This is a genomic window from Orbaceae bacterium lpD01 (assembly GCA_036251705.1).
Lineage (GTDB): Bacteria > Pseudomonadota > Gammaproteobacteria > Enterobacterales > Orbaceae > Utexia > Utexia brackfieldae.
On record CP133959.1, the window covers coordinates 453,483 to 478,245 of the forward strand.

Annotated in this window: 40 protein-coding genes; 32 read left to right on the forward strand and 8 right to left on the reverse strand. The window is 41.0% G+C overall.

The window, feature by feature from the left end; all coding sequences use genetic code 11:
* The first annotated feature begins 241 nt into the window (after positions 1 to 241).
* From rpsJ to rplQ, 28 genes are all read left to right on the forward strand, one after another.
* Entirely contained in the window at positions 242 to 553 is a 312-nt protein-coding gene (gene rpsJ / locus RHO15_02010; protein ID WVD64313.1) for a 30S ribosomal protein S10, read from the forward strand.
* Positions 554 to 585: 32 nt separating this feature from the next.
* Positions 586 to 1,212, forward strand: coding sequence for a 50S ribosomal protein L3 (gene rplC / locus RHO15_02015; GenBank protein ID WVD64314.1), 627 nt, complete (start codon positions 586 to 588; stop codon positions 1,210 to 1,212).
* 16 nt (positions 1,213 to 1,228) lie between these two features.
* Entirely contained in the window at positions 1,229 to 1,831 is a 603-nt protein-coding gene (rplD, locus tag RHO15_02020; GenBank protein ID WVD64315.1) for a 50S ribosomal protein L4, read from the forward strand.
* Entirely contained in the window at positions 1,828 to 2,130 is a 303-nt protein-coding gene (gene rplW / locus RHO15_02025; protein ID WVD64316.1) for a 50S ribosomal protein L23, read from the forward strand. The genes rplD and rplW overlap by 4 nt, the downstream gene beginning before the upstream one ends.
* A gap of 20 nt (positions 2,131 to 2,150) precedes the next feature.
* Positions 2,151 to 2,975, forward strand: coding sequence for a 50S ribosomal protein L2 (gene rplB / locus RHO15_02030; protein WVD64317.1), 825 nt, complete (start codon positions 2,151 to 2,153; stop codon positions 2,973 to 2,975).
* Between the two features lie 17 nt (positions 2,976 to 2,992).
* On the forward strand, positions 2,993 to 3,271 hold the full coding sequence (rpsS, locus tag RHO15_02035) for a 30S ribosomal protein S19 (GenBank protein WVD64318.1): 279 nt from the start codon (positions 2,993 to 2,995) through the stop codon (positions 3,269 to 3,271).
* A 13-nt stretch (positions 3,272 to 3,284) separates the two neighbouring features.
* A complete protein-coding gene (gene rplV / locus RHO15_02040) occupies positions 3,285 to 3,617 on the forward strand; it encodes a 50S ribosomal protein L22 (protein ID WVD64319.1) in 333 nt (110 codons plus the stop codon).
* Positions 3,618 to 3,634: 17 nt separating this feature from the next.
* Positions 3,635 to 4,333 (forward strand): 30S ribosomal protein S3, encoded by a 699-nt coding sequence (rpsC, locus tag RHO15_02045; protein ID WVD64320.1) that lies wholly within the window; start codon positions 3,635 to 3,637, stop codon positions 4,331 to 4,333.
* 15 nt (positions 4,334 to 4,348) lie between these two features.
* Entirely contained in the window at positions 4,349 to 4,759 is a 411-nt protein-coding gene (rplP, locus tag RHO15_02050; GenBank protein ID WVD64321.1) for a 50S ribosomal protein L16, read from the forward strand.
* On the forward strand, positions 4,759 to 4,950 hold the full coding sequence (gene rpmC, locus RHO15_02055) for a 50S ribosomal protein L29 (protein ID WVD64322.1): 192 nt from the start codon (positions 4,759 to 4,761) through the stop codon (positions 4,948 to 4,950). The genes rplP and rpmC overlap by 1 nt, the downstream gene beginning before the upstream one ends.
* Positions 4,950 to 5,204, forward strand: a complete 255-nt coding sequence (gene rpsQ, locus RHO15_02060) for a 30S ribosomal protein S17 (protein ID WVD64323.1) — start codon at positions 4,950 to 4,952, stop codon at positions 5,202 to 5,204. The genes rpmC and rpsQ overlap by 1 nt, the downstream gene beginning before the upstream one ends.
* A gap of 196 nt (positions 5,205 to 5,400) precedes the next feature.
* Positions 5,401 to 5,772 (forward strand): 50S ribosomal protein L14, encoded by a 372-nt coding sequence (gene rplN / locus RHO15_02065; protein ID WVD64324.1) that lies wholly within the window; start codon positions 5,401 to 5,403, stop codon positions 5,770 to 5,772.
* Positions 5,773 to 5,782: 10 nt separating this feature from the next.
* On the forward strand, positions 5,783 to 6,094 hold the full coding sequence (gene rplX, locus RHO15_02070; GenBank protein ID WVD64325.1) for a 50S ribosomal protein L24: 312 nt from the start codon (positions 5,783 to 5,785) through the stop codon (positions 6,092 to 6,094).
* Between the two features lie 17 nt (positions 6,095 to 6,111).
* Complete coding sequence (rplE, locus tag RHO15_02075; GenBank protein ID WVD64326.1) at positions 6,112 to 6,651, forward strand: 50S ribosomal protein L5; 540 nt, start codon at positions 6,112 to 6,114, stop codon at positions 6,649 to 6,651.
* Between the two features lie 9 nt (positions 6,652 to 6,660).
* Positions 6,661 to 6,966, forward strand: a complete 306-nt coding sequence (gene rpsN / locus RHO15_02080; GenBank protein ID WVD64327.1) for a 30S ribosomal protein S14 — start codon at positions 6,661 to 6,663, stop codon at positions 6,964 to 6,966.
* 18 nt (positions 6,967 to 6,984) lie between these two features.
* A complete protein-coding gene (rpsH, locus tag RHO15_02085; GenBank protein ID WVD64328.1) occupies positions 6,985 to 7,377 on the forward strand; it encodes a 30S ribosomal protein S8 in 393 nt (130 codons plus the stop codon).
* Positions 7,378 to 7,388: 11 nt separating this feature from the next.
* Positions 7,389 to 7,922, forward strand: coding sequence for a 50S ribosomal protein L6 (gene rplF / locus RHO15_02090; GenBank protein WVD64329.1), 534 nt, complete (start codon positions 7,389 to 7,391; stop codon positions 7,920 to 7,922).
* A gap of 9 nt (positions 7,923 to 7,931) precedes the next feature.
* Positions 7,932 to 8,285, forward strand: a complete 354-nt coding sequence (rplR, locus tag RHO15_02095; GenBank protein ID WVD64330.1) for a 50S ribosomal protein L18 — start codon at positions 7,932 to 7,934, stop codon at positions 8,283 to 8,285.
* A gap of 14 nt (positions 8,286 to 8,299) precedes the next feature.
* Positions 8,300 to 8,800 (forward strand): 30S ribosomal protein S5, encoded by a 501-nt coding sequence (rpsE, locus tag RHO15_02100; GenBank protein ID WVD64331.1) that lies wholly within the window; start codon positions 8,300 to 8,302, stop codon positions 8,798 to 8,800.
* A gap of 6 nt (positions 8,801 to 8,806) precedes the next feature.
* On the forward strand, positions 8,807 to 8,986 hold the full coding sequence (rpmD, locus tag RHO15_02105) for a 50S ribosomal protein L30 (GenBank protein WVD64332.1): 180 nt from the start codon (positions 8,807 to 8,809) through the stop codon (positions 8,984 to 8,986).
* A 4-nt stretch (positions 8,987 to 8,990) separates the two neighbouring features.
* The gene (rplO, locus tag RHO15_02110) at positions 8,991 to 9,425 is read left to right on the forward strand and encodes a 50S ribosomal protein L15 (protein WVD64333.1); all 435 of its coding nucleotides are present in this window, start codon (positions 8,991 to 8,993) and stop codon (positions 9,423 to 9,425) included.
* Positions 9,426 to 9,433: 8 nt separating this feature from the next.
* The gene (gene secY, locus RHO15_02115; protein ID WVD64334.1) at positions 9,434 to 10,777 is read left to right on the forward strand and encodes a preprotein translocase subunit SecY; all 1,344 of its coding nucleotides are present in this window, start codon (positions 9,434 to 9,436) and stop codon (positions 10,775 to 10,777) included.
* 28 nt (positions 10,778 to 10,805) lie between these two features.
* Positions 10,806 to 10,919, forward strand: coding sequence for a 50S ribosomal protein L36 (gene rpmJ, locus RHO15_02120; protein WVD64335.1), 114 nt, complete (start codon positions 10,806 to 10,808; stop codon positions 10,917 to 10,919).
* Positions 10,920 to 11,092: 173 nt separating this feature from the next.
* Entirely contained in the window at positions 11,093 to 11,449 is a 357-nt protein-coding gene (gene rpsM, locus RHO15_02125) for a 30S ribosomal protein S13 (GenBank protein WVD64336.1), read from the forward strand.
* 15 nt (positions 11,450 to 11,464) lie between these two features.
* Positions 11,465 to 11,857 carry a 30S ribosomal protein S11 gene (gene rpsK, locus RHO15_02130; protein ID WVD64337.1) on the forward strand — a complete coding sequence of 131 codons (393 nt, stop codon included), beginning with the start codon at positions 11,465 to 11,467 and terminating at the stop codon, positions 11,855 to 11,857.
* Between the two features lie 31 nt (positions 11,858 to 11,888).
* Positions 11,889 to 12,509: a 30S ribosomal protein S4 gene (rpsD, locus tag RHO15_02135; GenBank protein WVD64338.1), complete on the forward strand. Its 621-nt coding sequence runs from the start codon at positions 11,889 to 11,891 to the stop codon at positions 12,507 to 12,509.
* Positions 12,510 to 12,534: 25 nt separating this feature from the next.
* Positions 12,535 to 13,524: a DNA-directed RNA polymerase subunit alpha gene (gene rpoA, locus RHO15_02140; protein WVD64339.1), complete on the forward strand. Its 990-nt coding sequence runs from the start codon at positions 12,535 to 12,537 to the stop codon at positions 13,522 to 13,524.
* A 31-nt stretch (positions 13,525 to 13,555) separates the two neighbouring features.
* Positions 13,556 to 13,951, forward strand: a complete 396-nt coding sequence (gene rplQ / locus RHO15_02145) for a 50S ribosomal protein L17 (protein WVD64340.1) — start codon at positions 13,556 to 13,558, stop codon at positions 13,949 to 13,951.
* 324 nt (positions 13,952 to 14,275) lie between these two features.
* Here the strand turns inward: rplQ and speB are convergent, their stop codons facing one another.
* The 4 genes from speB to radC all read right to left on the reverse strand — a co-directional run bounded on the left by speB (position 14,276) and on the right by radC (position 18,283).
* A complete protein-coding gene (speB, locus tag RHO15_02150; protein WVD64341.1) occupies positions 14,276 to 15,190 on the reverse strand; it encodes an agmatinase in 915 nt (304 codons plus the stop codon).
* Positions 15,191 to 15,217: 27 nt separating this feature from the next.
* Positions 15,218 to 17,119, reverse strand: a complete 1,902-nt coding sequence (speA, locus tag RHO15_02155; protein ID WVD64342.1) for a biosynthetic arginine decarboxylase — start codon at positions 17,117 to 17,119, stop codon at positions 15,218 to 15,220.
* Positions 17,120 to 17,335: 216 nt separating this feature from the next.
* A complete protein-coding gene (locus RHO15_02160) occupies positions 17,336 to 17,560 on the reverse strand; it encodes a SlyX family protein (GenBank protein WVD64343.1) in 225 nt (74 codons plus the stop codon).
* A 51-nt stretch (positions 17,561 to 17,611) separates the two neighbouring features.
* The gene (radC, locus tag RHO15_02165) at positions 17,612 to 18,283 is read right to left on the reverse strand and encodes a DNA repair protein RadC (protein WVD64344.1); all 672 of its coding nucleotides are present in this window, start codon (positions 18,281 to 18,283) and stop codon (positions 17,612 to 17,614) included.
* Positions 18,284 to 18,493: 210 nt separating this feature from the next.
* Between radC and coaBC the strand changes: the two genes are divergently transcribed.
* The 4 genes from coaBC to RHO15_02185 are packed head-to-tail and all read left to right on the forward strand — an operon-like array spanning position 18,494 to position 21,657.
* Positions 18,494 to 19,711: a bifunctional phosphopantothenoylcysteine decarboxylase/phosphopantothenate--cysteine ligase CoaBC gene (gene coaBC / locus RHO15_02170; GenBank protein WVD64345.1), complete on the forward strand. Its 1,218-nt coding sequence runs from the start codon at positions 18,494 to 18,496 to the stop codon at positions 19,709 to 19,711.
* Positions 19,695 to 20,153: a dUTP diphosphatase gene (gene dut, locus RHO15_02175; GenBank protein ID WVD64346.1), complete on the forward strand. Its 459-nt coding sequence runs from the start codon at positions 19,695 to 19,697 to the stop codon at positions 20,151 to 20,153. The genes coaBC and dut overlap by 17 nt, the downstream gene beginning before the upstream one ends.
* Positions 20,154 to 20,171: 18 nt before the next feature.
* A complete protein-coding gene (slmA, locus tag RHO15_02180) occupies positions 20,172 to 20,765 on the forward strand; it encodes a nucleoid occlusion factor SlmA (protein ID WVD64347.1) in 594 nt (197 codons plus the stop codon).
* A 16-nt stretch (positions 20,766 to 20,781) separates the two neighbouring features.
* Complete coding sequence (locus RHO15_02185) at positions 20,782 to 21,657, forward strand: mechanosensitive ion channel (protein WVD64348.1); 876 nt, start codon at positions 20,782 to 20,784, stop codon at positions 21,655 to 21,657.
* Between the two features lie 129 nt (positions 21,658 to 21,786).
* On the opposite strand, the gene cysE is transcribed toward RHO15_02185, so the two are convergent.
* The 4 genes from cysE to RHO15_02205 all read right to left on the reverse strand — a co-directional run bounded on the left by cysE (position 21,787) and on the right by RHO15_02205 (position 24,643).
* Positions 21,787 to 22,581 carry a serine O-acetyltransferase gene (cysE, locus tag RHO15_02190; GenBank protein ID WVD64349.1) on the reverse strand — a complete coding sequence of 265 codons (795 nt, stop codon included), beginning with the start codon at positions 22,579 to 22,581 and terminating at the stop codon, positions 21,787 to 21,789.
* A 98-nt stretch (positions 22,582 to 22,679) separates the two neighbouring features.
* Positions 22,680 to 23,705 carry an NAD(P)H-dependent glycerol-3-phosphate dehydrogenase gene (gene gpsA, locus RHO15_02195; GenBank protein WVD64350.1) on the reverse strand — a complete coding sequence of 342 codons (1,026 nt, stop codon included), beginning with the start codon at positions 23,703 to 23,705 and terminating at the stop codon, positions 22,680 to 22,682.
* A gap of 1 nt (position 23,706) precedes the next feature.
* Positions 23,707 to 24,186, reverse strand: coding sequence for a protein-export chaperone SecB (secB, locus tag RHO15_02200; GenBank protein ID WVD64351.1), 480 nt, complete (start codon positions 24,184 to 24,186; stop codon positions 23,707 to 23,709).
* 19 nt (positions 24,187 to 24,205) lie between these two features.
* Positions 24,206 to 24,643: a rhodanese-like domain-containing protein gene (locus RHO15_02205; protein ID WVD64352.1), complete on the reverse strand. Its 438-nt coding sequence runs from the start codon at positions 24,641 to 24,643 to the stop codon at positions 24,206 to 24,208.
* Positions 24,644 to 24,763 lie beyond the last annotated feature (120 nt).

Sequence of the window (24,763 nt, forward strand, 5' to 3'; positions counted from 1 at the left end):
TAGTGATGAGAATAAATTTTTCTCGATAATAACTTGCATGATGAGATTATTTAGCTATAATAACCAACACTCTGCCCGATATAGGCACGAGATTAGTAATGTCAGATATCAGTGACATTAAACAATACTCCCGATATGGGGGTTATGATGATAAAGAACGGATTACCCTCTCCTGTCAATCGAAACAGAGAAAGAGGAGTGGTCTTTTGTTATAACTTTTTTATAGTGGAGCTCTGGTCTCATGCAGAACCAAAGAATCCGTATCCGTCTAAAAGCGTTTGATCATCGTTTAATCGATCAGTCAACTGCCGAAATCGTAGAAACTGCGAAGCGCACTGGTGCGCAAGTTCGTGGTCCTATTCCATTACCGACTCGCAAAGAGCGTTTCACCATATTGATTTCGCCGCACGTAAATAAAGATGCGCGTGATCAGTATGAGATTCGTACTCATAAACGTCTGGTCGACATCGTTGAGCCAACTGAAAAAACAGTTGATGCTTTGATGCGTCTAGATCTTGCTGCCGGTGTTGACGTGCAGATCAGCTTAGGTTAATTCCTAAGTTGAATGATTGAGAGGTCGAAATAATGATTGGTTTAGTCGGTCGTAAAGTAGGAATGACACGAATCTTCACTGAAGAGGGTGTTTCTATTCCTGTAACCGTAATTGAAATTCAAGACAACCGCGTGACTCAAGTTAAAACACTTGAAAACGATGGTTATCAAGCCATTCAGGTTACTACTGGTAGCAAAAAAGCGAGCCATGTAAACAAACCTGAAGCAGGTCATTTTGCTAAGGCTAGCGTTGAAGCTGGCCGTGGTTTATGGGAATTCCGTTTTGAAGAAGGCGAATTTGCTGTAGGTCAAAGCATTAACGTTGATTTATTTGCTGACGTTAAAAAAGTAGATGTTACTGGTACATCAAAAGGTAAAGGATTTGCTGGCGTTGTTAAACGTTGGAACTTCCGTACACAAGATGCTACTCATGGTAACTCTTTGGCACACCGTGGACATGGTTCAATTGGTCAGAACCAAACTCCAGGTAAAGTGTTCAAAGGTAAAAAAATGGCGGGTCACTTAGGTAATGAGCGCGTAACAGTGCAAAGCCTAGAAGTTGTACGTGTTGATGCAGAGCGCAAACTTTTATTAGTTAAAGGTGCTGTACCAGGTGCAACGAATAGTGATTTAATTGTTAAACCAGCTGTTAAGGCTTAACGTCGAGGAGATAGCAATGGAATTAGTAGTAAAAGACGCGCAAGCGCTGTCTGTTTCCGAAACTACCTTCGGACGTGAGTTTAATGAAGCATTAGTTCACCAAGTTGTTGTAGCTTATCAAGCTGCAGCTCGTCAAGGAACACGCGCTCAGAAAACTCGTGCTGAAGTTGCTGGTTCAGGTAAAAAGCCATGGCGTCAAAAAGGTACGGGCCGTGCTCGTGCTGGTACTGTGAAGAGCCCAATTTGGCGTAGTGGTGGTACAACATTCGCTGCAAAACCACAAGATCACAGCCAAAAAGTTAACCGTAAGATGTATCGTGGTGCATTAAAAAGTATTCTTTCTGAATTAGTGCGTCAAGATCGTTTAATTATCGTTGAAAAATTCACTGTCGAAGCGCCAAAAACTAAGTTACTTACCCAGAAATTAAAAGATATGAATCTTGAAGATGTGTTTATTATTACATCTGATATCGATGAAAATCTTTATTTAGCTGCGCGTAACTTATATAAGATCGATGTGAGTGATGTTGCAGGTATTAATCCAGTGAGCTTGATTGCATTTGACAAAGTTGTTATGACTGTTGATGCAGTGAAGCAAGTAGAGGAGATGTTAGCATGATCCGTGAAGAACGTCTGCTGAGAGTCCTGCGTGCACCACATGTTTCTGAGAAAGCTTCAATCGCAATGGAAAAAACTAACACGTTAGTTTTAAAAGTTGCAAAAGATGCGACAAAGAAAGAGATCAAGGCCGCAGTTGAACAACTATTTGAAGTGAAAGTTAACGATGTAAATACCCTTGTTGTTAAAGGCAAAGTTAAACGTCGTGGCAAACAAATTGGTCGTCGTAGCGACTGGAAAAAAGCTTATGTAACTTTAGCAGAAGGTCAAAATTTAGACCTAGCTGGCGTCGCTGAGTAATTCGGAGAGGAGTAAGAACAATGGCAGTTGTTAAGTGTAAACCTACATCTCCGGGTCGTCGCCACGTTGTTAAAGTGGTTAACCCTGAGTTACACAAAGGCAAACCTTTTGCGCCTTTAATTGATACTAAAAGTAAAACGGGTGGTCGCAATAATAATGGTCGTATTACGACTCGTCACATTGGTGGCGGTCATAAGCAACATTATCGTATTGTTGATTTCAAACGTAATAAAGACGGTATTCCAGCAGTAGTAGAACGTTTAGAGTATGATCCAAATCGTTCTGCAAATATCGCTTTAGTTTTATATAAAGACGGTGAACGTCGTTATATTTTAGCTCCAAAAGGCTTAAAAGCCGGAGATCAAATCCAGTCTGGTGTTGATGCTGCAATCAAAACAGGTAACTGTTTACCAATGCGTAACATCCCAGTTGGTTCTACTGTGCACAATGTAGAAATGAAACCAGGTAAAGGCGGTCAATTAGCTCGCTCTGCTGGTGGATATGTTCAAATCGTTGCACGTGAAGGTTCTTATGTTACCCTACGTCTTCGCTCTGGCGAAATGCGTAAAGTATTAGCTGATTGCCGCGCCACCATTGGTGAAGTAGGTAATTCAGAGCATATGCTTCGCGTATTAGGTAAAGCTGGTGCAAGCCGCTGGCGTGGTATTCGCCCAACCGTTCGCGGTACGGCAATGAACCCAGTAGACCATCCACATGGTGGTGGTGAAGGTCGAAACTTTGGTAAACATCCTGTGTCTCCATGGGGTCAAAAAGCCAAAGGATTGAAAACGCGTAGCAACAAACGTACTGATAAGTACATTGTTCGCCGTCGCAATAAGAAATAACAAATAGAGGATAAGCTATGCCACGTTCTCTCAAGAAGGGTCCTTTTGTTGACCTACACTTGCTGAAGAAGGTAGAGAAAGCGGTGGAAAGCGGTGACAAGAAGCCTATTCGCACTTGGTCCCGTCGTTCAACGATCTTTCCTAACATGATCGGATTGACCATCGCTGTCCATAATGGTCGTCAGCACGTTCCTGTTTATGTTTCCGACGAAATGGTTGGTCATAAATTGGGTGAATTCGCGCCGACTCGTACTTATCGCGGCCATGCGGCTGATAAGAAAGCTAAAAAGAAATAAGTAGGAGATAGAGATGGAAACTGTAGCAAAATATCGCCACGCTCGTTCTTCTGCACAAAAAGTTCGCTTAGTAGCTGATCTTATTCGCGGTAAGAATGTGTCTCAGGCTTTAGATATTTTAACGTACACCAATAAAAAAGCGGCTGTACTTGTTAAGAAGGTGCTTGAGTCTGCCATTGCTAATGCAGAACACAACGACGGTGCTGATATTGATGATCTGAAAGTTACGAAAATTTTCGTAGACGAAGGCCCTAGTATGAAGCGAATTATGCCTCGTGCTAAAGGTCGTGCAGATCGAATCTTGAAGCGTACAAGCCACATCACTGTGATTGTGTCTGATCGCTAAGGCTCTGGAGAATAGCAATGGGTCAAAAAGTAAATCCAAATGGTATCCGACTAGGTATTGTCAAACCTTGGACATCTACCTGGTATGCAGATACAAAAGAATTCGCATCTAACTTAGATGGCGATTTTAAAGTTCGTCAATTCTTAATTAAAGAATTAGCGCAAGCTTCGGTTTCTAAAATCGTGATCGAACGTCCGGCAAAAAGCATTCGTGTAACTATTTACACTGCACGTCCGGGTATCGTTATCGGTAAGAAAGGCGAAGATGTAGAAAAATTACGTAATGCCGTAGCTAATATTGCTGGTGTGCCTGCGCAAATTAACATTGCTGAAGTTCGTAAACCTGAACTTGACGCTAAGTTAGTTGCTGATAGCATCACTGCACAATTAGAACGCCGTGTTATGTTCCGTCGCGCTATGAAGCGTGCGGTACAAAACGCAATGAAAGCTGGTGCTAAAGGTATTAAAGTTGAAGTTAGTGGTCGTTTAGGTGGTGCTGAAATCGCTCGTTCAGAGTGGTATCGTGAAGGTCGTGTACCTTTGCACACACTACGTGCTGATATTGATTATAATACATCTGAAGCACACACTACTTACGGTGTGATTGGTGTTAAAGTGTGGATCTTCAAAGGGGAGATCCTTGGTGGTATGGCTGCCGTTGAACAACCGGAAAAACCGGCTGCTCAACCTAAAAAGCAGCGTAAAGGCCGGAAATAATAAGGAGCGTCGCTGATGTTACAACCAAAGCGTACAAAATTCCGTAAAATGCATAAAGGCCGCAACCGTGGTCTAGCTGCAGGCGCTGACGTTAGCTTCGGTACTTTCGGTCTGAAAGCTGTTGGTCGCGGTCGTTTGACTGCGCGCCAAATCGAAGCGGCACGTCGTGCCATGTCGCGTGCAGTTAAGCGTCAAGGTAAAATCTGGATTCGAGTTTTTCCTGATAAACCGATAACAGAAAAACCACTTGAAGTGCGTATGGGTAAAGGTAAGGGTAACGTAGAGTACTGGGTTGCACTTATCCAACCAGGCAAAGTCCTTTATGAGATGGACGGTGTACCTGAAGAAGTTGCCCGTGAAGCATTTGCATTGGCAGCAGCAAAACTGCCGATCAAGACCACCTTTGTAACTAAGACGGTGATGTAATGAAAGCAAAAGAGCTGCGTGAAAAAAGCGTTGAAGAGCTGAATACTGAACTTCTTAATTTGTTACGTGAGCAATTTAACTTACGTATGCAATTAGCTGGAGGTCAGTTACAACAGCCCCATCTGTTAAAACAAGTGCGTCGTGATATTGCACGAGTTAAAACTTTATTAACTGAAAAGGCGGGTGCGTAATGACTACTAATGTTCGTACTCAGCAAGGTCGTGTTATTAGTGACAAAATGGATAAATCTATTACTGTTGCTATTGAGCGTAAAGTGAAACATCCACTATATGGTAAATTCATTAAACGTACGACTAAATTGCATGTACATGATGAGAATAATGAGTGTGGTATTGGTGATACTGTTGAAATTAAAGAGTGTCGTCCATTATCTAAGACTAAGTCTTGGACTCTTGTTCGAGTTATAGAAAAGGCAGTTATTTAATCTGTTTGATTAATAATTGTACATAATATGATAAACGGCTAGCAATAGCCGTTTATTTTATACTATCCATTTTATTTGAGTGGTGTTATACTATGCGCCCTCACATAGGTGGGATTTTGGTTGTCTATTCTTATCCATGGTAGTTGAAGTGGATGAAGGTAGATTAGACAATAATTTATTGATATGGAGCATTAAAATGATCCAAGAACAGACTAGGCTTGATGTTGCTGATAACTCTGGTGCGCGTAGTGTAATGTGTATCAAGGTTCTTGGTGGATCACACCGACGTTATGCTGCAGTAGGTGATATCATTAAAGTTACCATAAAAGAAGCAATTCCTCGTGGTAAAGTTAAAAAAGGTGATGTACTTAAAGCTGTAGTGGTGCGCACTAGAAAAGGGGTTCGTCGCCCTGATGGATCTGTCATTCGTTTCGATCGTAATGCGTGTGTTATTTTAAATAATAACAGCGAACAACCGATTGGTACGCGTATTTTTGGACCGGTCACTCGTGAACTTCGTTCTGAGAAGTTTATGAAGATCATTTCATTAGCACCAGAAGTACTGTAAGGAGCGGGTAATGGCAGCGAAAATCCGTCGAGAAGATGAAGTTATCGTGTTAACTGGTAAAGATAAAGGTAAACGCGGTAAAGTTAAAAGTGTTTTGTCTACTGGTAAAGTGATTGTTGAAGGTATTAATTTGGTGAAAAAACATCAAAAACCTCAACCTGCATTAAATCAGGAAGGCGGTATTGTTGAGAAAGAAGCAGCAATGAATATTTCAAATGTTGCAATTTACAACAGTGCTACTGGCAAGGCAGATCGTGTAGGCTTTAAAATTGAAGATGGCAAAAAAGTTCGCTTCTTCAAGTCTACGAATGAAACTATTTAAGTAATTTGGAGTATACGATGGCGAAACTGCATGATTACTACAATGCACAGGTAGTAAATAAACTGAAAGAACAGTTTAGCTACAAATCTGTCATGCAAGTCCCTCGGATCGAAAAGATCACCTTGAATATGGGTGTGGGTGAAGCGATTACTGATAAGAAATTATTAGATAACGCAGTTGCAGATCTTACTGCAATCAGTGGTCAAAAACCGCTTGTCACTAAAGCACGCAAATCAGTTGCTGGTTTTAAAATCCGTCAAGGGTATCCTATTGGTTGTAAAGTCACTCTACGTGGCGAACGTATGTGGGAATTCTTCGAACGTCTAGTTTATATTGCTCTTCCTCGTACTCGAGATTTCCGTGGTTTAAGCGCGAAATCATTCGATGGTCGTGGTAACTATAGTATGGGTGTTCGTGAACAAATCATTTTCCCTGAAATTGATTATGACAAAGTAGATCGTGTTCGTGGTTTGGATATTACTATCACAACAACAGCGCAATCTGATGAAGAAGGCCGAGCATTGCTTTCAGCCTTTAACTTCCCATTTCGCAAGTAGGGGTATGTAATGGCTAAACAATCAATGATCGAACGCGATAAAAAACGCGTTAAATTAGCAGATAAGTATTTTGCTAAGCGTCAAGAATTAAAAGCGATTATTTCTGATGTTAACGCATCAGATGAAGACCGTTGGAATGCAGTGCTGAAACTTCAGACACTTCCTCGTGATTCAAGCCCATCACGTCAACGTAATCGTTGTCGTCAAACTGGTCGTCCTCATGGCGTCCTTCGTAAGTTTGGTTTAAGCCGTATTAAGGTTCGTGAAACTGCCATGCGTGGTGAGATTCCGGGTCTTAAGAAAGCAAGTTGGTAAATCCGGGGAGTATTATAGATGAGCATGCAAGATCCAATCGCAGATATGTTGACCCGAATTCGCAACGGTCAAGCTGCGAATAAAGTTGCGGTCACCATGCCTTCCTCTAAGCTAAAAGCGGCAATTGCCAATGTGCTGAAGGAAGAAGGCTATATCGAACATTATAAAGTGGTAGGTGACACTAAGCCTGAATTGGAAATCACTTTAAAATATTTCCAAGGTAAAGCTGTTGTAGAAAGTATCCAACGCGTAAGCCGTCCTGGTCTTCGTATTTACAAACGTAAAGATGAGTTACCAAAGGTAATGGCCGGGTTAGGTATTGCAGTTATTTCTACTTCAAAAGGTGTTATGACTGATCGTGCAGCACGCCAAGCTGGTCTTGGTGGTGAAATTATCTGCTACGTAGCTTAAGGGAGAATAAAATGTCTCGTGTTGCAAAAGCACCTGTCGTTATTCCTGCTGGCGTAGAGGTAAAACTCAATGGTCAGGTAATTTCGATTAAAGGTAAAAATAGCGAGTTATCTCGCGCGATTAATGATGCAGTTGTTATCAAGCAAGAAGAAGGTAATATTACTTTCGCACCTCGTGAAGGTTTTGCTAACGCTTGGGCTCAAGCCGGTACAGCGCGCGCATTAGTTAATTCAATGGTTATTGGTGTTACAACTGGTTTCGTTAAGAAATTACAGTTGGTTGGTGTCGGTTATCGTGCCCAAATGAAAGGCAATGCAATTGGTCTTTCTTTAGGTTTCTCACATCCAATTGAACATCAGTTACCGGCAGGCGTTACCGCTGAATGTCCATCACAAACTGAAATCGTACTCAAAAGTGCTGATAAACAGTTGATTGGACAAGTTGCAGCAGATATTCGCGCTTATCGTCGTCCTGAACCTTATAAAGGTAAAGGTGTCCGTTACGCAGACGAAGTCGTGCGTACTAAAGAAGCTAAGAAGAAGTAAGGTAACACTATGGATAAGAAATCAGCTCGTATCCGTCGTGCAACCAAAGCGCGTCGCAAAATTCAAGAATTACGTGCAACTCGCTTGGTGGTTCACCGTACTCCGCGCCATATTTATGCGCAGATTATCGCACCGAACGGATCAGAGGTACTGGCAGCTGCTTCAACATTAGAAAAAGCTATCAGTGAAAATTTAAAATTTACTGGAAACAAAGATGCCGCTGTTGCGATTGGTAAAGCAATTGCAGAACGCGCACTAGCAAAAGATATTAAAGTCGTTGCTTTTGATCGCTCAGGTTTCCAATATCATGGTCGAGTCCAGGCGCTAGCAGATGCTGCTCGCGAGGCTGGCCTTCAGTTCTAAGGTAGGGGTTAAAGATGTCAAACATCGAAAAACAAGCTGGCGAACTGCAGGAAAAATTAATCGCAGTTAACCGTGTTTCTAAAACTGTTAAAGGTGGTCGTATTTTTAGCTTTTCCGCATTAACTGTGGTTGGTGATGGTAACGGTCGCGTTGGTTTTGGTTACGGTAAAGCTCGCGAAGTTCCAGCAGCAATCCAAAAAGCGATGGAAAAAGCACGCCGCAACATGATTCATGTTGCATTAAATAACGATACGCTACAGCATCCTGTTAAAGGTGTTCATACGGGCTCTCGTGTATTTATGCAACCAGCTTCTGAAGGTACCGGTATTATTGCCGGCGGTGCGATGCGTGCCGTTTTAGAAGTTGCTGGTGTACATAACGTATTATCTAAAGCTTATGGTTCAACAAACCCAATTAATGTGGTTCGTGCAACTATTGATGCATTAGAAAATATGAAATCACCAGAAATGATTGCTGCTAAGCGTGGTAAAACCGTCGAAGATATTTTGGGGTAATAAGCCATGGCAAAGACTATTAAAATTACACAAACTCGTAGTTCTATTGGTCGCATTCCGAAGCATAAAGCTACGTTACGCGGTTTAGGATTACGTCGTATTGGCCACACTGTCGAACTTGAAGATACACCTTCTATTCGTGGTATGGTTAACCAAGTTTCATACATGGTTAAAGTAGAGGAGTAAGTAAATGCATTTTAATACTTTATCTCCTGCAGCAGGTTCAAAACATGCACCTAAACGTTTAGGGCGTGGTATCGGTTCGGGCTTAGGTAAAACAGGTGCTCGCGGTGTTAAAGGTCAGAGTTCTCGTTCAGGTGGCGGCGTTCGTCGTGGCTTTGAAGGTGGTCAGATGCCTTTATATCGTCGTTTACCAAAATTTGGTTTTACGTCACGTAAAGCAATGGTTACTGCCCAAGTTCGTCTTTCTGATATCATTCGTGTTGAAGGTGACGTAGTTGATCTCAATAGCTTAAAAGCAGCAAAACTTGTTGGTACTCAAATTGAGTTTGCGAAAATTATGCTTGCAGGTGAAATATCTAAACCTGTTACTGTGCGTGGTATTCGTGTGACTAAGGGTGCTAAAGCTGCGATTGAAGCTGCTGGTGGAAAAATCGAGGAATAATAAGAAAGATGGCAAAGCAACCAGGATTAGATTTTCAAAGTGCAAGAGGCGGAATTAGTGAACTGAAAAGACGTTTGTTATTCGTCCTTCTGGCATTAATTGTTTTTCGTATTGGATCTTTTATTCCAGTTCCTGGTATTAATGCTGTCGAGCTTTCTGAATTGCTTAAAAGAGCTGCAAGCGATAATGGCATCATCAGCATGTTTAACATGTTTTCTGGTGGTGCTCTAAGCCGAGCTTCAATTTTTGCCTTGGGGATTATGCCTTATATTTCTGCATCGATTATCGTGCAGTTATTAACCGCAGTTAATCCAACCTTGGCTGAATTGAAAAAGGAAGGTGAGTCAGGTCGACGTAAAATTAGTCAATATACCCGTTATGGTGCATTTGCTTTAGCGATTATCCAAGCAATTGGTATTGCGACTGGTTTGCCAAACATTCCTAATTTTGGACATGTTGTTGTTAATCCTGGTTTCTCATTTTATTTTATTGCGACAGTTAGCTTAGTTACTGGAACCATGTTCCTTATGTGGCTAGGTGAGCAAATAACAGAAAGAGGTGTTGGTAACGGCATCTCTCTCATCATTTTCGCTGGTATCGTTGCAGGTTTACCTGTCGCGATCGGTGAAACTATCGAGCAAGCTCGTTCCGGTGCTTTACACCCAATTCTGTTATTAGTTGTAGCTGCATTAATTATCGGTATTACTTACTTTGTGGTATTTGTTGAACGTGGTCAGCGACGTATTGTAGTTAACTATGCACAACGTCAACAAGGTCGCCGTATTTATGCAGCACAAAGTACACATTTACCGTTGAAAATAAATATGGCGGGTGTTATCCCAGCTATTTTTGCTTCAACGATAATTATGCTACCAGCGGTGCTTGCATCATGGTTGCAGGGAGACGGCCAAGGTTGGAGATACGCGTTTGTTCTACTTAAACAGTATTTATCACCGCAGCAGCCTCTATATCTTGTACTTTATGCAGCAGCGATTATATTCTTCTGTTTCTTCTATACTGCATTGGTTTTCAATCCAAGAGAAACAGCAGATCAGCTTAAGAAATCTGGTGCATTTATACCTGGGATTCGTCCAGGGGAACAAACAGCTAAATATATTGATAAGGTCACAACACGTTTAACGTTAGTTGGTGCTTTATATATTACATTTGTCTGCTTAGTCCCAATGTTTATGACTTCAGCAATGAAAGTATCATTCTATTTCGGTGGAACCTCTTTACTGATTGTTGTTGTTGTTATAATGGACTTTATGGCTCAAATCCAGACTCTAATGATGCCAAATCGTTATGAGTCGGTTTTAAAGAAAGCAAATCTTAAAGGCTATGGCCGTTAAGGTTTATTAGGAAGTTACGGAGGCAAAAATGAAAGTTCGTGCTTCAGTCAAGAGATTATGTCGTAACTGCAAAATTATTAAGCGCAACGGTGTTGTTCGAGTAATTTGTGTAGAAGCAAAACATAAACAACGCCAAGGTTAATTGATAAAATTAATAAAAGTTGTTTAAGTTTTTGCATATTTCTCTTGCAAAAGTGAGGTATTGCTGGCTAGAATAGCCAGCCTATTATTTTTTTATTCGATAACCTCTGTATGAGTATCCTGAAAACGGGCTTTTCAGTATAGGGGTTATCCTTTTACATCTAGGAGTGCATAGTGGCCCGTATAGCAGGCATTAACATTCCTGATCAACAGCATACTGTAATTGCTTTGCAAGCAATTTACGGTATCGGTGATACTCGCGCAAAAGCTATCTGTAAAGCAGCGGGAATTGCTGAGCATGTTAAGATCAGAGAACTATCTGAAGATCAGATTGAAACTTTACGTGAACAAGTTGCTAAGTTTACTGTAGAAGGTGACTTACGTCGTGAAGTGACTATGAGTATCAAGCGTTTAATGGACCTTGGTTGTTATCGTGGTATACGTCATCGCCGTGGACTACCAGTCCGTGGACAACGTACAAAGACTAACGCACGTACCCGCAAGGGACCGCGTAAGCCTATCAAGAAATAATCGGGGTAATTAAGAATGGCAAAGACACCTGTTCGTAGTACACGTAAACGTGTAAAAAAACAAGTTTCTGATGGTATAGCTCATGTTCACGCTTCTTTTAATAATACAATCGTAACTATTACTGATCGTCAAGGTAATGCGTTAGGTTGGGCAACTGCTGGTGGTTCTGGTTTCCGCGGATCGCGTAAATCGACTCCGTTTGCAGCACAGGTTGCAGCAGAACGTTGTGCTGAAGCCGTGAAAGATTACGGAATTAAGAATCTGGAAGTTATGGTTAAAGGACCTGGTCCTGGTCGTGAGTCAACAATTCGTGCATTAAATGCAGCGGGATTCCGCATTACGAATATTACTGATGTGACTCCGATTCCTCATAACGGTTGTCGTCCACCGAAGAAACGTCGCATTTAATTAGGCGTTTTGGGATTATTGGAGAAAGAAAATGGCAAGATATTTGGGGCCTAAGCTTAAGCTTAGCCGTCGTGAAGGTACCGATTTATTTCTTAAATCAGGTGTTAGAGCGATCGATACCAAGTGTAAATTAGAACAAGCTCCTGGTCAGCACGGTGCGCGTAAGCCACGTTTATCTGACTATGGCGTTCAGTTACGTGAAAAACAAAAAGTTCGTCGTATTTATGGAATTTTAGAACGTCAGTTCCGTAATTACTATAAAGAAGCAGCTCGTTTAAAAGGTAATACTGGTGAAAACTTACTTACTCTTTTAGAAAGCCGCTTAGACAATGTGGTTTACCGTATGGGATTTGGCGCAACTCGCGCAGAAGCTCGTCAGTTAGTAAGCCATAAAGCAGTATTAGTTAATGGCCGTGTTGTTAACGTTGCTTCTTTCCAGGTTTCTCCTGAAGATGTAATTAGTGTTCGTGAAAAATCGAAGAAACAAGCTCGTGTTAAAGCTGCTTTAGAATTAGCAGAACAACGTGAAAAACCATTATGGTTAGACGTTGATGCTAGCAAGATGGAAGGTGTTTTCAAACGCTTACCTGAACGTTCAGATTTATCCGCTGACATCAATGAACATTTGATTGTCGAACTTTACTCTAAGTAAAGTTTAGTACTTAAGAGAGGACACAATGCAGGGTTCTGTAACAGAGTTTTTAAAACCTCACCTAGTTGATATTGAACAATATAGTTCTACTCATGCAAAAGTGACCCTTGAGCCACTTGAGCGTGGTTTTGGTCATACACTAGGTAATGCACTGCGCCGTATTTTATTGTCATCAATGCCGGGATGTGCTGTAACTGAAGTTGAAATTGATGGTGTTCTGCATGAGTATAGTACTAAAGAAGGTACTCAAGAAGATGTGCTTGATATTTTACTTAACTTGAAAAAGTTAGCAGTTAAAGTACATGGTAAAGATGATGTCATGTTAACGCTAAATAAGTCAGGCGTTGGCGCTGTGACAGCTGCTGATATTGTTCATGATGCGGATATTGAAATTTTCAATCCAGATCATGTCATCTGCCATCTTACTGATGCTAATGCTTCGATTAGTATGCGTATTCGTGTACAGCGTGGTCGTGGTTATGTCCCTGCTTCTGCTCGCGTTCAGTCAGAAGACGACGAGCGTCCAATCGGTCGCTTGTTAGTTGATGCGTGTTTCAGCCCAGTTGAGCGAATTGCTTATACTGTTGAAGCCGCACGTGTTGAGCAGCGTACAGACTTAGATAAATTAGTTATTGATATGGAAACCAACGGTACCATTGATCCTGAAGAATCAATTCGCCGTGCGTCTACCATTTTGGCTGAACAGCTTGAGGCTTTTGTTGACTTACGTGATGTTCGTCAACCTGAAGTGAAAGAAGACAAACCAGAATTTGATCCAATTCTATTACGTCCAGTTGATGATTTAGAATTGACAGTTCGGTCAGCAAATTGCTTAAAAGCAGAAGCAGTTCATTATATTGGTGATTTAGTGCAACGTACTGAAGTTGAGTTATTAAAAACGCCGAATCTTGGTAAGAAATCTCTTACTGAAATAAAAGACGTGCTCGCTTCTCGTGGTTTATCTTTGGGCATGCGCCTAGAGAATTGGCCACCGGCAAGTATTGTTGAAGACTAATAACTTGCAAGTTTTATAGAAGGATAAAGTTATGCGCCATCGTAAAAGTGGTCGTCAACTGAACCGAAATAGCAGTCATCGTCAAGCTATGTTTCGTAATATGGCTAGTTCGCTTGTAGAGCATGAAATTATTAAGACGACTCTACCTAAAGCGAAAGAATTGCGTCGTGTGGTTGAACCATTAATTACTTTAGCCAAAAACGATAGCGTAGCTAATCGTCGTTTGGCTTTTGCTCGTACTCGTGATAACGATACAGTCAAAAAATTATTTACAGACCTAGGTCCTCGTTTCGCTAATCGTGCTGGTGGTTACACTCGCATTATGAAATGTGGTTTCCGTGCAGGTGATAATGCGCCTATGGCGTATATCGAGTTACTGGATCGTCCAGTAGCTGCTGAGCAAAAAGCGGAAGCTGTTGCTGAATAATTAGTTTTGCTTTTCTAAAGCATATAATAAAACCGGTCTTATGACCGGTTTTTTCTTGTCTATTTTGTTTTCACTTTTATCCCTATTTTGTTTTCACTTTTATCCCTATTTGCCTTTCAACGGATTACATCTATATACTAAGCCAATTAGTATGGGTTAACAATGGCGTAAATATCTCTCAAAAATATGCTGTCTATGATCTGTCGATTTTAAAAGCGTGTGCGATAAACGAAGTGATAGATTTTGATTGGATAAATGGCTGGCATTCAATCATCGGATTTGCCGCCAGCGATTTAGCGCAGTAAATAGCTGATTTTTGTTGTGCTATTTTTTACTGCCTTGTAAATAGAGCATATCTAATGCCACAGTTGCACCGGCTAAGGCAGTAATTTCTCCATGGTCATAAGCCGGGGCGACTTCAACCACATCCATGCCGACGATATTTAAATCTTTAAGCGAGCGTAGAATACGTAATGCTTTATCTGTGGTCAGACCACCACAAACAGGTGTACCTGTACCTGGTGCAAAAGCCGGATCGAGGCAATCAATATCAAAGGTCAAATAGATCGGTAAATCTTTGACTTGATTTTTAATGTATTGATAGATCTGCTCTACCGATAGATCATTGGCGGCAAGCGCATTGATTACCGTAAAACCAGTATCAGGATTATAATCAGTCCGTATGCCAACTTGTATCGAACAATGTGGATCAATTAAACCCTCTTGAGGGGCGTGATAAAACATGGTGCCATGATCAAACTTGCCACCATTATCATAAGTATCGGTATGTGCATCAAAATGAATGAGCGCCATTTTACCGAAATGTTTGGCATGCGCTCTGAGTAGCGGTAATGTGATAAAATGATCACCACCTAAAGTTAGGCAGCGTTTACCTGATTGCAGTAACTCACTAATATGTAATTCAAGTTTTTCGCTCATATCTGCCGCGTCACCAAAGCTATACACCAGATCACCACAATCAATAACATTAAGCTTTTCCTGCAAATTGAAATGCCATGGCCAGCGTGATTCCTCCCAGGCAAGATTAACCGATGCTTGACGAATGGCATTCGGCCCAAATCGACTACCAGAGCGGCCTGAGGTTGCCAGATCAAAGGGGACACCAGTGATTACCCAATCGGCGTCACTTTGATAAGGCTGAAAATTTAAGGGTAAACGCAGGAAACCAAAAATATTGGAAACGAGTGAGTTGTCTATTTGATTTTTTAATGTATTCATCTCTACCTACTATTTATTCAATTATAATTATACATCTTCCAGATAAGTATAACCCTGTAAGCTACTTTCTAGTTCAGCCATAAATTGTTGTTGTGTCTGTTCATCTAGCCCTGATTTCATGATCTGCTGTTGGTAATTTTCCATAAAGATGGCCGGATCGAGATTCACATAGCGCAGCATATCGGCTACGGTATTGCCTTTTTCATAGGCATCAATTTCGACGTTACCATCTTCAAAGACAAATACATCGATCGCTGAAGTATCGCCAAATAGATTATGCATGTTGCCCAGAATTTCTTGATAAGCACCGATCAAAAAGAAACCGAACAGGGGCGGATTATTCGGATCATAATCCGGCATCGGCATGGTTTTGGTGATATCGTCGCCATCAATATATTTTTCAATCATACCATCTGAGTCACAGGTAATATCGAGTAACACAACGCGGCGATTAATGGGTTTATCTAAGCCACTTAGCGGTAACACGGGAAACAGCTGCTCAATACCCCAGGCATCAGGCATAGATTGAAATAGTGAAAAATTCAGATAAAGCTTATCCGCCATACGCTCTTCGAGTTCATCAATTAAGGCTCGATGTGTTCGATTGTTCAGATCCAGATGATGTTCAATATAATGACAGATTTGCAAATAAATTTGCTCAGCCCAAGCTCTTTCCGTCAGATTAACGGTGCCAAGCATATATTGCAGATGAACTTCATGGACATCTAACTGACTATCGTGTAACTGTTCCCGTAGTGCTCGCTTGGATTCTGGTGTATGGATTTCTAACCAGGTAGACCATAAGCTCTGTAATGCTCTGGGCGAGCTAGGATCTGGCTCTTTAGGCTGCTCATTAAAAATATTTTGTTCGATACCAATCACGTTAGTGACGAGTACTGAGTGGTGAGCCGTAACGGCTCGGCCAGATTCGGTAATCACGGTCGGATGCGGTAAACCGTGTTCATTACAAGCGTCACCAATGCCCCAAATGATATTATTGGCATACTCGTTTAACCCATAATTAACTGAACAATCTGATTTTGAGCGCGTGCCTTCATAATCGATACCTAAACCTCCACCCACATCAAAACATTTGATATTCACGCCCAGTTTATGCAGCTCGACATAAAATCTAGCTGACTCTTTTACGCCGTTAGCAATATCACGAATATTAGCGAGTTGTGAACCAAGGTGGAAATGCAGCAGTTGCAGACTTGGTAGATAGTTTTTTTGTTTTAAAATATCAATCAGATTTAAAATTTGATTGGCTGATAAGCCAAATTTTGATTTTTCACCGCCACTGGATTGCCATTTTCCGGCACCTTCTGAAGCCAGTCTGGCGCGAACCCCTAGCCTTGGTGTCACATTCAATTTTTTAGCTTCTTCTAGAACCAAATCAATCTCGGTCATTTTTTCTAATACAAGATAGACTTTATGGCCTAATTTTTCACCCATCAAGGCCAGTTGAATATATTCACGGTCTTTATAGCCATTACAGACAATAACTGTGCGGGTTAAGGCTGCGTGATTTAAGACAGCCATCAGTTCGGCTTTTGAACCCGCTTCCAATCCAAGCGGTTCACCAGCGTGCGTCAGTGCATCAATGACACGGCGATGTTGATTTACTTTGATTGGATAGACCAGGAAATAATCCCCCTGATAACCAAACGACGCTCTGGCTGTTTTAAAGGCGGCATTGATTGAACGTAGTCTGTGTTGGATAATCTGCGGAAAATTAATTAGAACCGGTAACCTTTGCGACTGTTTTTCGAGTTGTTGTGCGATGGCCGTTAAGCTGATTTTAGCCTCTGGAAAATCAGGATCAGGGCAGACGTTAACACAGCCTTTTTCATCGATAGAGAAGTAGTGATTGCCCCAATGATTAATGTTGTAAGTATTTACTAACTTATTTATGGCTGTTTGTGACATAGATGTCCTCCATAACCAGCGCTTTTATTTGTTAATACAAACGATGAATACGTTATAGAATTATTCTATCAAAAAAGCAAGTAAATCGATTTTCTGGTTGAGTATAAGAAGCAATTAGCTTATTGGGGTTAACGCGATCATTGCCGACTAGCTGGACATCAATAGAATCCTCTTTAATCTCAAATTGAGATATCTATCTACTGGGAAGAGCAGATATCAGTAATGGGGCGGTGGCGTCTCTTCTGACTGGCTGGCAATATACGAAATTTGCGCTGACTGTAGCTTCTCGGTGAGTAAACGCATTTGCTCGGCATATTGTAAAGACTCTTTTTGCAGCAGGATGATCATCTGATTAAGCTCTTCTATCGTCATTTCCTGAAAAGCAACTTTCGTTTCTAATATTTCAATTCTTTGGTTTAGGGAAAAAAGATGTTCTGTCATAATTACTCGACATAATAAGTGGTTAAATGATGTGGCCAAGACTAAATAGTATCAAATCCAGCCTCGTTCAGCAAAGGAAACATATTCTCCTTTTCCTATTACAATATGATCAACAATGCGAATATCCACTAAATCACAAACCTGTTCTATGTACTGCGTGATCTGTTTATCGGCCTCACTGGGTTCGGCAATTCCGGAAGGATGATTATGGGCCAAAATTAATGCGGCAGCATTGTATTTTAATGCTTGACGAACAATCTCGCGCGGATGTACTTCAACGCAGTTATAAGTACCTACAAACATTTCATCAACACTAATCACCTGATTCTGATTATCTAAAAATAGCACTAAAAAAATCTCACGCTCTTTATGAGCTAGACGAGTGGCCAGATAGTGACGAGTTTGAGAAGGGCTGGCTAGTATGTTCTCTTGTGTGACTTTTTCTTTTAGGTAACGCTGGGTCAGCTCGACAATCGCTTGTAACTGACAATATTTCACCACACCTAATCCATGATGCTTGCAGCATTCCGTTTGACTCGCACTGATTAATTGGCTAAAAGAGCCAAACTCAGTAAACAGTTGATAAGCGAGCTCTAACACATTGTAGTTCTTGGTGCCGGTACGTAAAAAAATAGCGAGTAATTCGACATCGGTTAATGTGTGAACACCAAAGCGCAGGAGCTTCTCTCGGGGTAGTTGCTGTTTATTTTTAGATAAAGTCATCGTCATTACGGCTCAAAAATAAAGTATCTTAATGAGTCAGGCTGCGCTGAGGTGAGACAGAAATAGAATCTATAGATCGCATTAGCATAGTTGAGAATGTGTTATCACTATTTTACAAGTAAGTGCAAACTCACCTCCTCATATAATGGTATTTTCGGTCTCCTTTTCTATGTTATCATGAGCGCAAATTATCTGTTTAGAAGTGAGATGATGATGCAATTATTGGGAAAAAAGATCCTGTTAGGCATTGCCGGTGGTATTGCTGCTTATAAGTGTCCTGAATTGGTTCGATTATTCAAAAAACAAGGCGCTGAAGTTCGTGTCGTCATGACTGATTCTGCCACACATTTTGTGACGCCTTTAGTATTACAAGCCGTATCCGGGCATTCTGTTAGTCAGGCACTGTTTGATCCCGCTGCTGAATTGTCGATGAGTCATATTGAATTAGCTAAATGGGCTGATATAGTGTTAATCGCACCAGCAACGGCTAATCTTATAGCCAAATTAGCCAACGGTATTGCTGATGATTTGCTGTCGACATTATGTATAGCGACTGCGGCGCCTATTGTGATTGCACCTGCTATGAATCAACAGATGTATCAGGCGCAAGTGACACAGGAGAATTTACAGCGTCTGTCAGCCCGCAATACCATTGAGATTTGGGGACCTGACCAAGGTTTTCAAGCTTGTGGCGATGTTGGCCCTGGGCGTATGTTAGAGCCTGTTCAGATAGTCGAGAAGATGATTCATTTTTATGCGCAATCAGCGTCATTGTTTGAGGCTCCTCTACATATCGTCATTACAGCGGGGCCCACACGTGAAGCTATTGATCCTGTGCGTTATATAAGTAATCACAGTTCAGGCAAAATGGGTTTTGCTTTAGCTCAAGCTGCCGCTAAGTTGGGTGCAAAAGTGACTTTAATTAGTGGGCCCGTGAATCTCGCAACGCCTGATAATATTGACAGAATCAATATCGTCAGTGCATTAGAGATGCAACATGCGGTCATGTCACAAGTTGAGCAAGCCGATATCTTTATTGCCTGCGCGGCGGTTGCTGATTATCGGGCTGCACATATCGAACCACAAAAAATTAAAAAGCAGGCTGATGAAAGCCAATTGTTATTGGTGAAAAATCCTGATATTGTTGCCACCGTTGCTCATTTAGCTGAAAATCGTCCTTTTGTGGTAGGATTTGCTGCCGAAACACAAGATATCGAAAATTACGCTTTGCAAAAATTACGGACAAAAAACTTAGACCTCATTTGTGCAAATGATGTGTCAAAACCGCAGCAAGGATTTAATGCCGATCAAAATGCGATTACGATTTATGGCAACGCCTTTAAAAAGACATTACCGTTAATGGAAAAAACCGCTTTAGCTGAACAACTAATACAAGAGATAGTAAAACGTTATGAAGAAAACAATTGATATTAAAATTCTCGATACCCGTCTGGGTCATGCATTCCCTTTACCAACCTATGCCACGTCAGGATCGGCCGGCATTGATTTAAGAGCGATGTTTGAAACGACAACTGTTGTTGAACCTGGACAAACGGTTTTAACGCCAACTGGTTTGGCGATGCATATTGCTGATCCTGGTTTAGCCGCTTTAGTTCTACCTCGTTCAGGCCTTGGTTCAAAATATGGTATTGTGCTCGGTAATCTAGTTGGTTTAATCGATTCTGATTATCAGGGCCAACTTTTTGTGCCATTATGGAATCGCAGTGAGAGCGCTTTTACGGTTGAGCCGGGTGATCGAATTGCACAATTAATTATTGTGCCGGTCGTACAAGCGGATTTTAATATTGTCGATGATTTTATTGAATCAGAGCGTGGTGCCGGTGGTTTTGGTCACTCTGGTCATAAGTAATAATAGTCTGTAGAAGGTTTGGCTGTGACAAATAAGAAAAAGAATAGGAAGGAAGACATCCTGCAAGCGTTGGCAACGATGCTTGAGTCACATGAGGGCTCACAGCGGATCACGACAGCTAAGCTTGCTGCGACAGTTGGTGTGTCGGAAGCTGCGCTTTATCGTCATTTTCCGAGTAAAACCCATATGTTCGATAGCTTGATCTCATATATGGAAGATATTTTACTGAGTCGCATTAATTTGATTTTGCAAGATGAGAAGGAGACATTTGCACGTGTTCGCTTGATTCTCGCCCTTATTTTAGGCTTTAGTGAGAAAAATCCGGGTTTGACGCGAATTATGACCGGACACGCGTTAATGTTTGAAAATGATTTACTACAAGATCGGGTGAGTCAGTTATTTGAAAGGATAGAGACACAAATACGCCAGGTATTACGTGAGAAGAAAATCAGAGAAGGAAGTGCCTTTGCACATGATGAACGACTGTTATCAAGCCAGTTACTGGCTTTTTGCGAAGGCATGATGTCTCGATATGTGCGTTCTGGATTCAAGTATTTACCAACAGCAGATTTTGAGGTTCGCTGGTCATTGTTAGAAAAGCAGCTGTATTAAACGATGAGGATCATCTATGTGGGCGCGGTTTACTGAACTATTTTTGAAGTATGATGGTGTCGTTTTGGGTTATTTGATCAATATATTATTAGCGTTAGTTATTTTTCTGGTGGGGAACTATTTATCCACATTCCTTTCTCGCTTGCTAAAAAGATTACTGTTAAGAAAAGAGGTGGATCCGACGTTAATTGGCTTCTCCTCATCATTGTTAAAATATACTGTGCTGACATTAACTATCATTACTGTATTAGGTCGTTTAGGACTTGAAACCGCCTCTTTCGTGGCAATTCTAGGTGCTGCTGGTTTAGCGATTGGCTTAGCGCTGCAAAGTTCATTATCCAATTTCGCTGCGGGTATTTTATTACTTATCTTTAGGCCCTTTAAAGAGGGCGATCTTATCGATGTCGGGATGCTTGGCACGGTTGAATCGATACAAATTTTTTCAACCACGTTAACTCTCAGTGATGGTCGTATCGTTGTTATTCCTAATAGTAAAATATCCGCTAATAATATTATTAACTATACGCGGGATCCTAATCGTCGGATTGATTTAACTATCGCCGTCGAATATGGTGCTGACATCCTCAAAGTCAAACAGACTTTAATGGCTGCCATTAAGCAAACCGCAAATGTTTTAGCCGATCGCTCGGTGAGTATTCGACTTGATGCGCTGGCCGATTCTTCATTAAATTTTTCGGTTCAGGTTTGGGTGACGAACAGCGATTACAGTGATGTAAGAGCAAATTTATTAGAAAATATTAAGAATGCGCTTGATAATAACCAAATTAAGATTCCTTATCCAACGATTGATCTGAATCTGAATAAACCGATTGATAATAAAGAGAGTGATAATCAACAGACTAGTAACCAACCGGTAGATCTGGCAAAGTAAGATTGATCAGCTCGTATCGAGATTGATATGCGTGCTGATTGCTTCCACCGTGATAATATTGTCAAGGTGAGATGACGGTATGTTTATACTGTTGTTTGTTAGATTTATAGGTTATCTTGATAGTCAGGATTAGAGATCCTGGTCCATATTTAAAGCCGGTTTATCGCAGCCAGGACAGCCAACAATCTTTGCGGGTACGCCTGCAACGGTGGTATGTGCGGGAACCGATTCAAGTACGACAGAGCCAGCACCAATTTTAGCCCCTTTACCAATCTCGATATTACCCAGAATTGTTGCGTTAGCACCAATCATGACACCTTCACGAATCTTTGGATGTCGATCGCCGGTCTCTTTACCGGTGCCGCCGAGTGTGACCGATTGTAAAATCGATACATCATTTTCAATCACTGCCGTCTCGCCAATAACAATGCCGGTGGCGTGATCAAACATCACACCTGAGCCTATTTTGGCTGCCGGATGAATATCGACACCAAACACAATCGCAATTTGGCTTTGCAGAAAAATCGCTAAGGATTGCCGTTTTTGTTGCCAGAGCCAGTGACCAATACGATAGGCCTGTAAGGCTAAATATCCCTTCAGGTATAGCATCGGTGTTGAATAGTGTTGTACCGCAGGATCGCGTATATAAACTGCCACGATATCTTTCATGGCGGATTGGATAATCTGCGGATCGGCTTGATAAGTTTTTTGAATAATTTCTCGAATATCAATGGCCGGCATCACCGCATTGGCCAGTTTATTGGCCAGAATATGGCTCAGCGCACTACCGATATTATCGTGATTCAGGAGTGTTGAGTGAAAGTAACTGGCCAACATCGGTTCACTTTGAACTAATTCGAGCGCTTCTTGTTTTATTGACTGCCAAAGATAATCAGGGTCGATTGAAGCTTGCTGTAAATTCATTAAGTCAACTCTCCACTTTGGTTCGATAGTCATATAAGAGACCAGATGTCTCGTCATGATATTATTGTTATTGATGACAGATTATTGATGCTAAGAATTTAGACTTTATCGCTCGTTAACTCTTTTTTCTTATCACGGCCTAACAGATCCATCGCGGCCTGATTGGCATTTTTGTGACAGTATAAAATTTGATAAATTTGCTCAACAATTGGCATATCAACCTGATACTTATGCGCTAATAACCAGACTTCTTTGGTATTGTAGAAACCTTCAACGACTTGTTGAATGATCGCCTGCGCTTGTTCAATCGTTTTATTTTCCCCAAGCAAAATACCAAATCGGCGGTTACGGGATTGGTTATCGGTACAGGTTAACACTAAGTCACCTAGCCCAGCCATTCCCATAAATGTGGCTGGATCTGCTCCTAATGCGGTACCTAAACGCATCATTTCGGCCAGTCCACGCGTAATTAAAGCCGTACGTGAATTAGCACCAAAACCGAGTCCATCAGACAAACCGGCACCAATCGCAATGATATTTTTGACGGCACCACCAAGCTGAACACCAATTAAATCGGTACTGCTGTAAACACGAAAGCTTTTGCTGCAATGGAATAGCGTTTGTAACTGTTTTAAGAACTCAGGATCTGTTGAGGCAACGGTGACCGCTGTCGGTGAACCTGCGGCCACCTCTTTAGCGAAGGTTGGACCAGATATCACGGCTAGCGGGACTGCATCAGTTAAAATATCTTTTGCAACATCGGATAATAGACGACCAGTATTATGTTCTAGTCCTTTTGTGGCCCAGACTATTTTGATCTCTTTAGATAAGTAAGGTTTTATTTGCGTGAGCACATCACCAAAAACATGGCTTGGGACGACAATCAACAGAATCGTAGAGGCTTTTACCGCTTTTTCCAGATCATTCTCCAGTTTTAATGTTTCAGGAAAAGTGATATCAGGTAAAAAATGCGTGTTGGTTCTTGCTTGTTGGTACTGTGCGATTTTATCCTTATTATGTCCCCAAAGCGTGACTTGATGACCATTACGTGAGAGTAAAATCGCTAAAGCTGTTCCATAAGAACCCGCCCCTAATACCGTTACTGTTGATTGCTGTATATTCATTTTATTGAATTGTCGGCTCGTTATCAGCTTGCTCATGTTGCGCTTTTTGTTGCATGTAGTTGGCAAAAGCAGCATCAAAATTAATAGGTTCTAAGTTAATGACTGGGAAAGTCCCTTTATTCACTAAACCAGAAACCGTTTCACGGACAAATGGGAATAGCAGATTTGGACAATAAGCACCTAAGCAGTGAGCCAATTGACCTTCATCTAATCCATTGATAGTGAAAATACCTGCTTGGGTGACTTCGCAGATATAAGCAATTTCATCATTTGATTTGGTTGTGACTGTTACGCGTAAGATAACTTCAAACACATTTTCTGCTAATTGATTTGAAGAGGAATTCATTTCCAGATTCACTTCAGGTTTCCACTCTTTTGAAAAAATGATCGGTGAATTTGGCGTTTCAAATGAAATATCTTTTGCAAAGATACGTTGAATTGCAAAATTTGATTCTGGTTGTTGATTTGTTTGTTCAGTCATATTTTTCGCCTATTTATATTTACTTTTTAACTAAGGGTAAGTTATCACCATTCCAACCGGCAATACCGTCTTTTAACGCATAAACTTTAGAAAAACCTTGTTGAACTAATAGCTCTCCTGATGCGCCTGACGTCATGCCATTATCACAAACGACAATGATAGGATGGTCTTTAAATTTCTCAATCGATTTAATACTGGCGTTTTTGATGTCAACCGGCAAAATATTGTGAGATTCAGTAATATGTCCACGTTTAAAACTATCATTATTACGAATATCAACCACGACCGCATTTTCTTTATTGATTAGATTAACGGCTTCATTATTGGTTAATATCGCGACTTTTGACATTGTTGATTTAACGGTTAAATAAATAATCGCACCAAAAATAATTAACCACGCTAAGCTTAAGATAGGGTGATTTTTGGCAAAAGGAAGTATTTCACTCATAAAGTTCATAGAATTTGCTTACCTAAATATAAAATATTATCAATTAATGGTGTTAATTATAACGATATTACTGGTTGAAATACAGCTTTGATTCCAGAATCGTGCTGAGAATCTCATTTTATCAAGCAG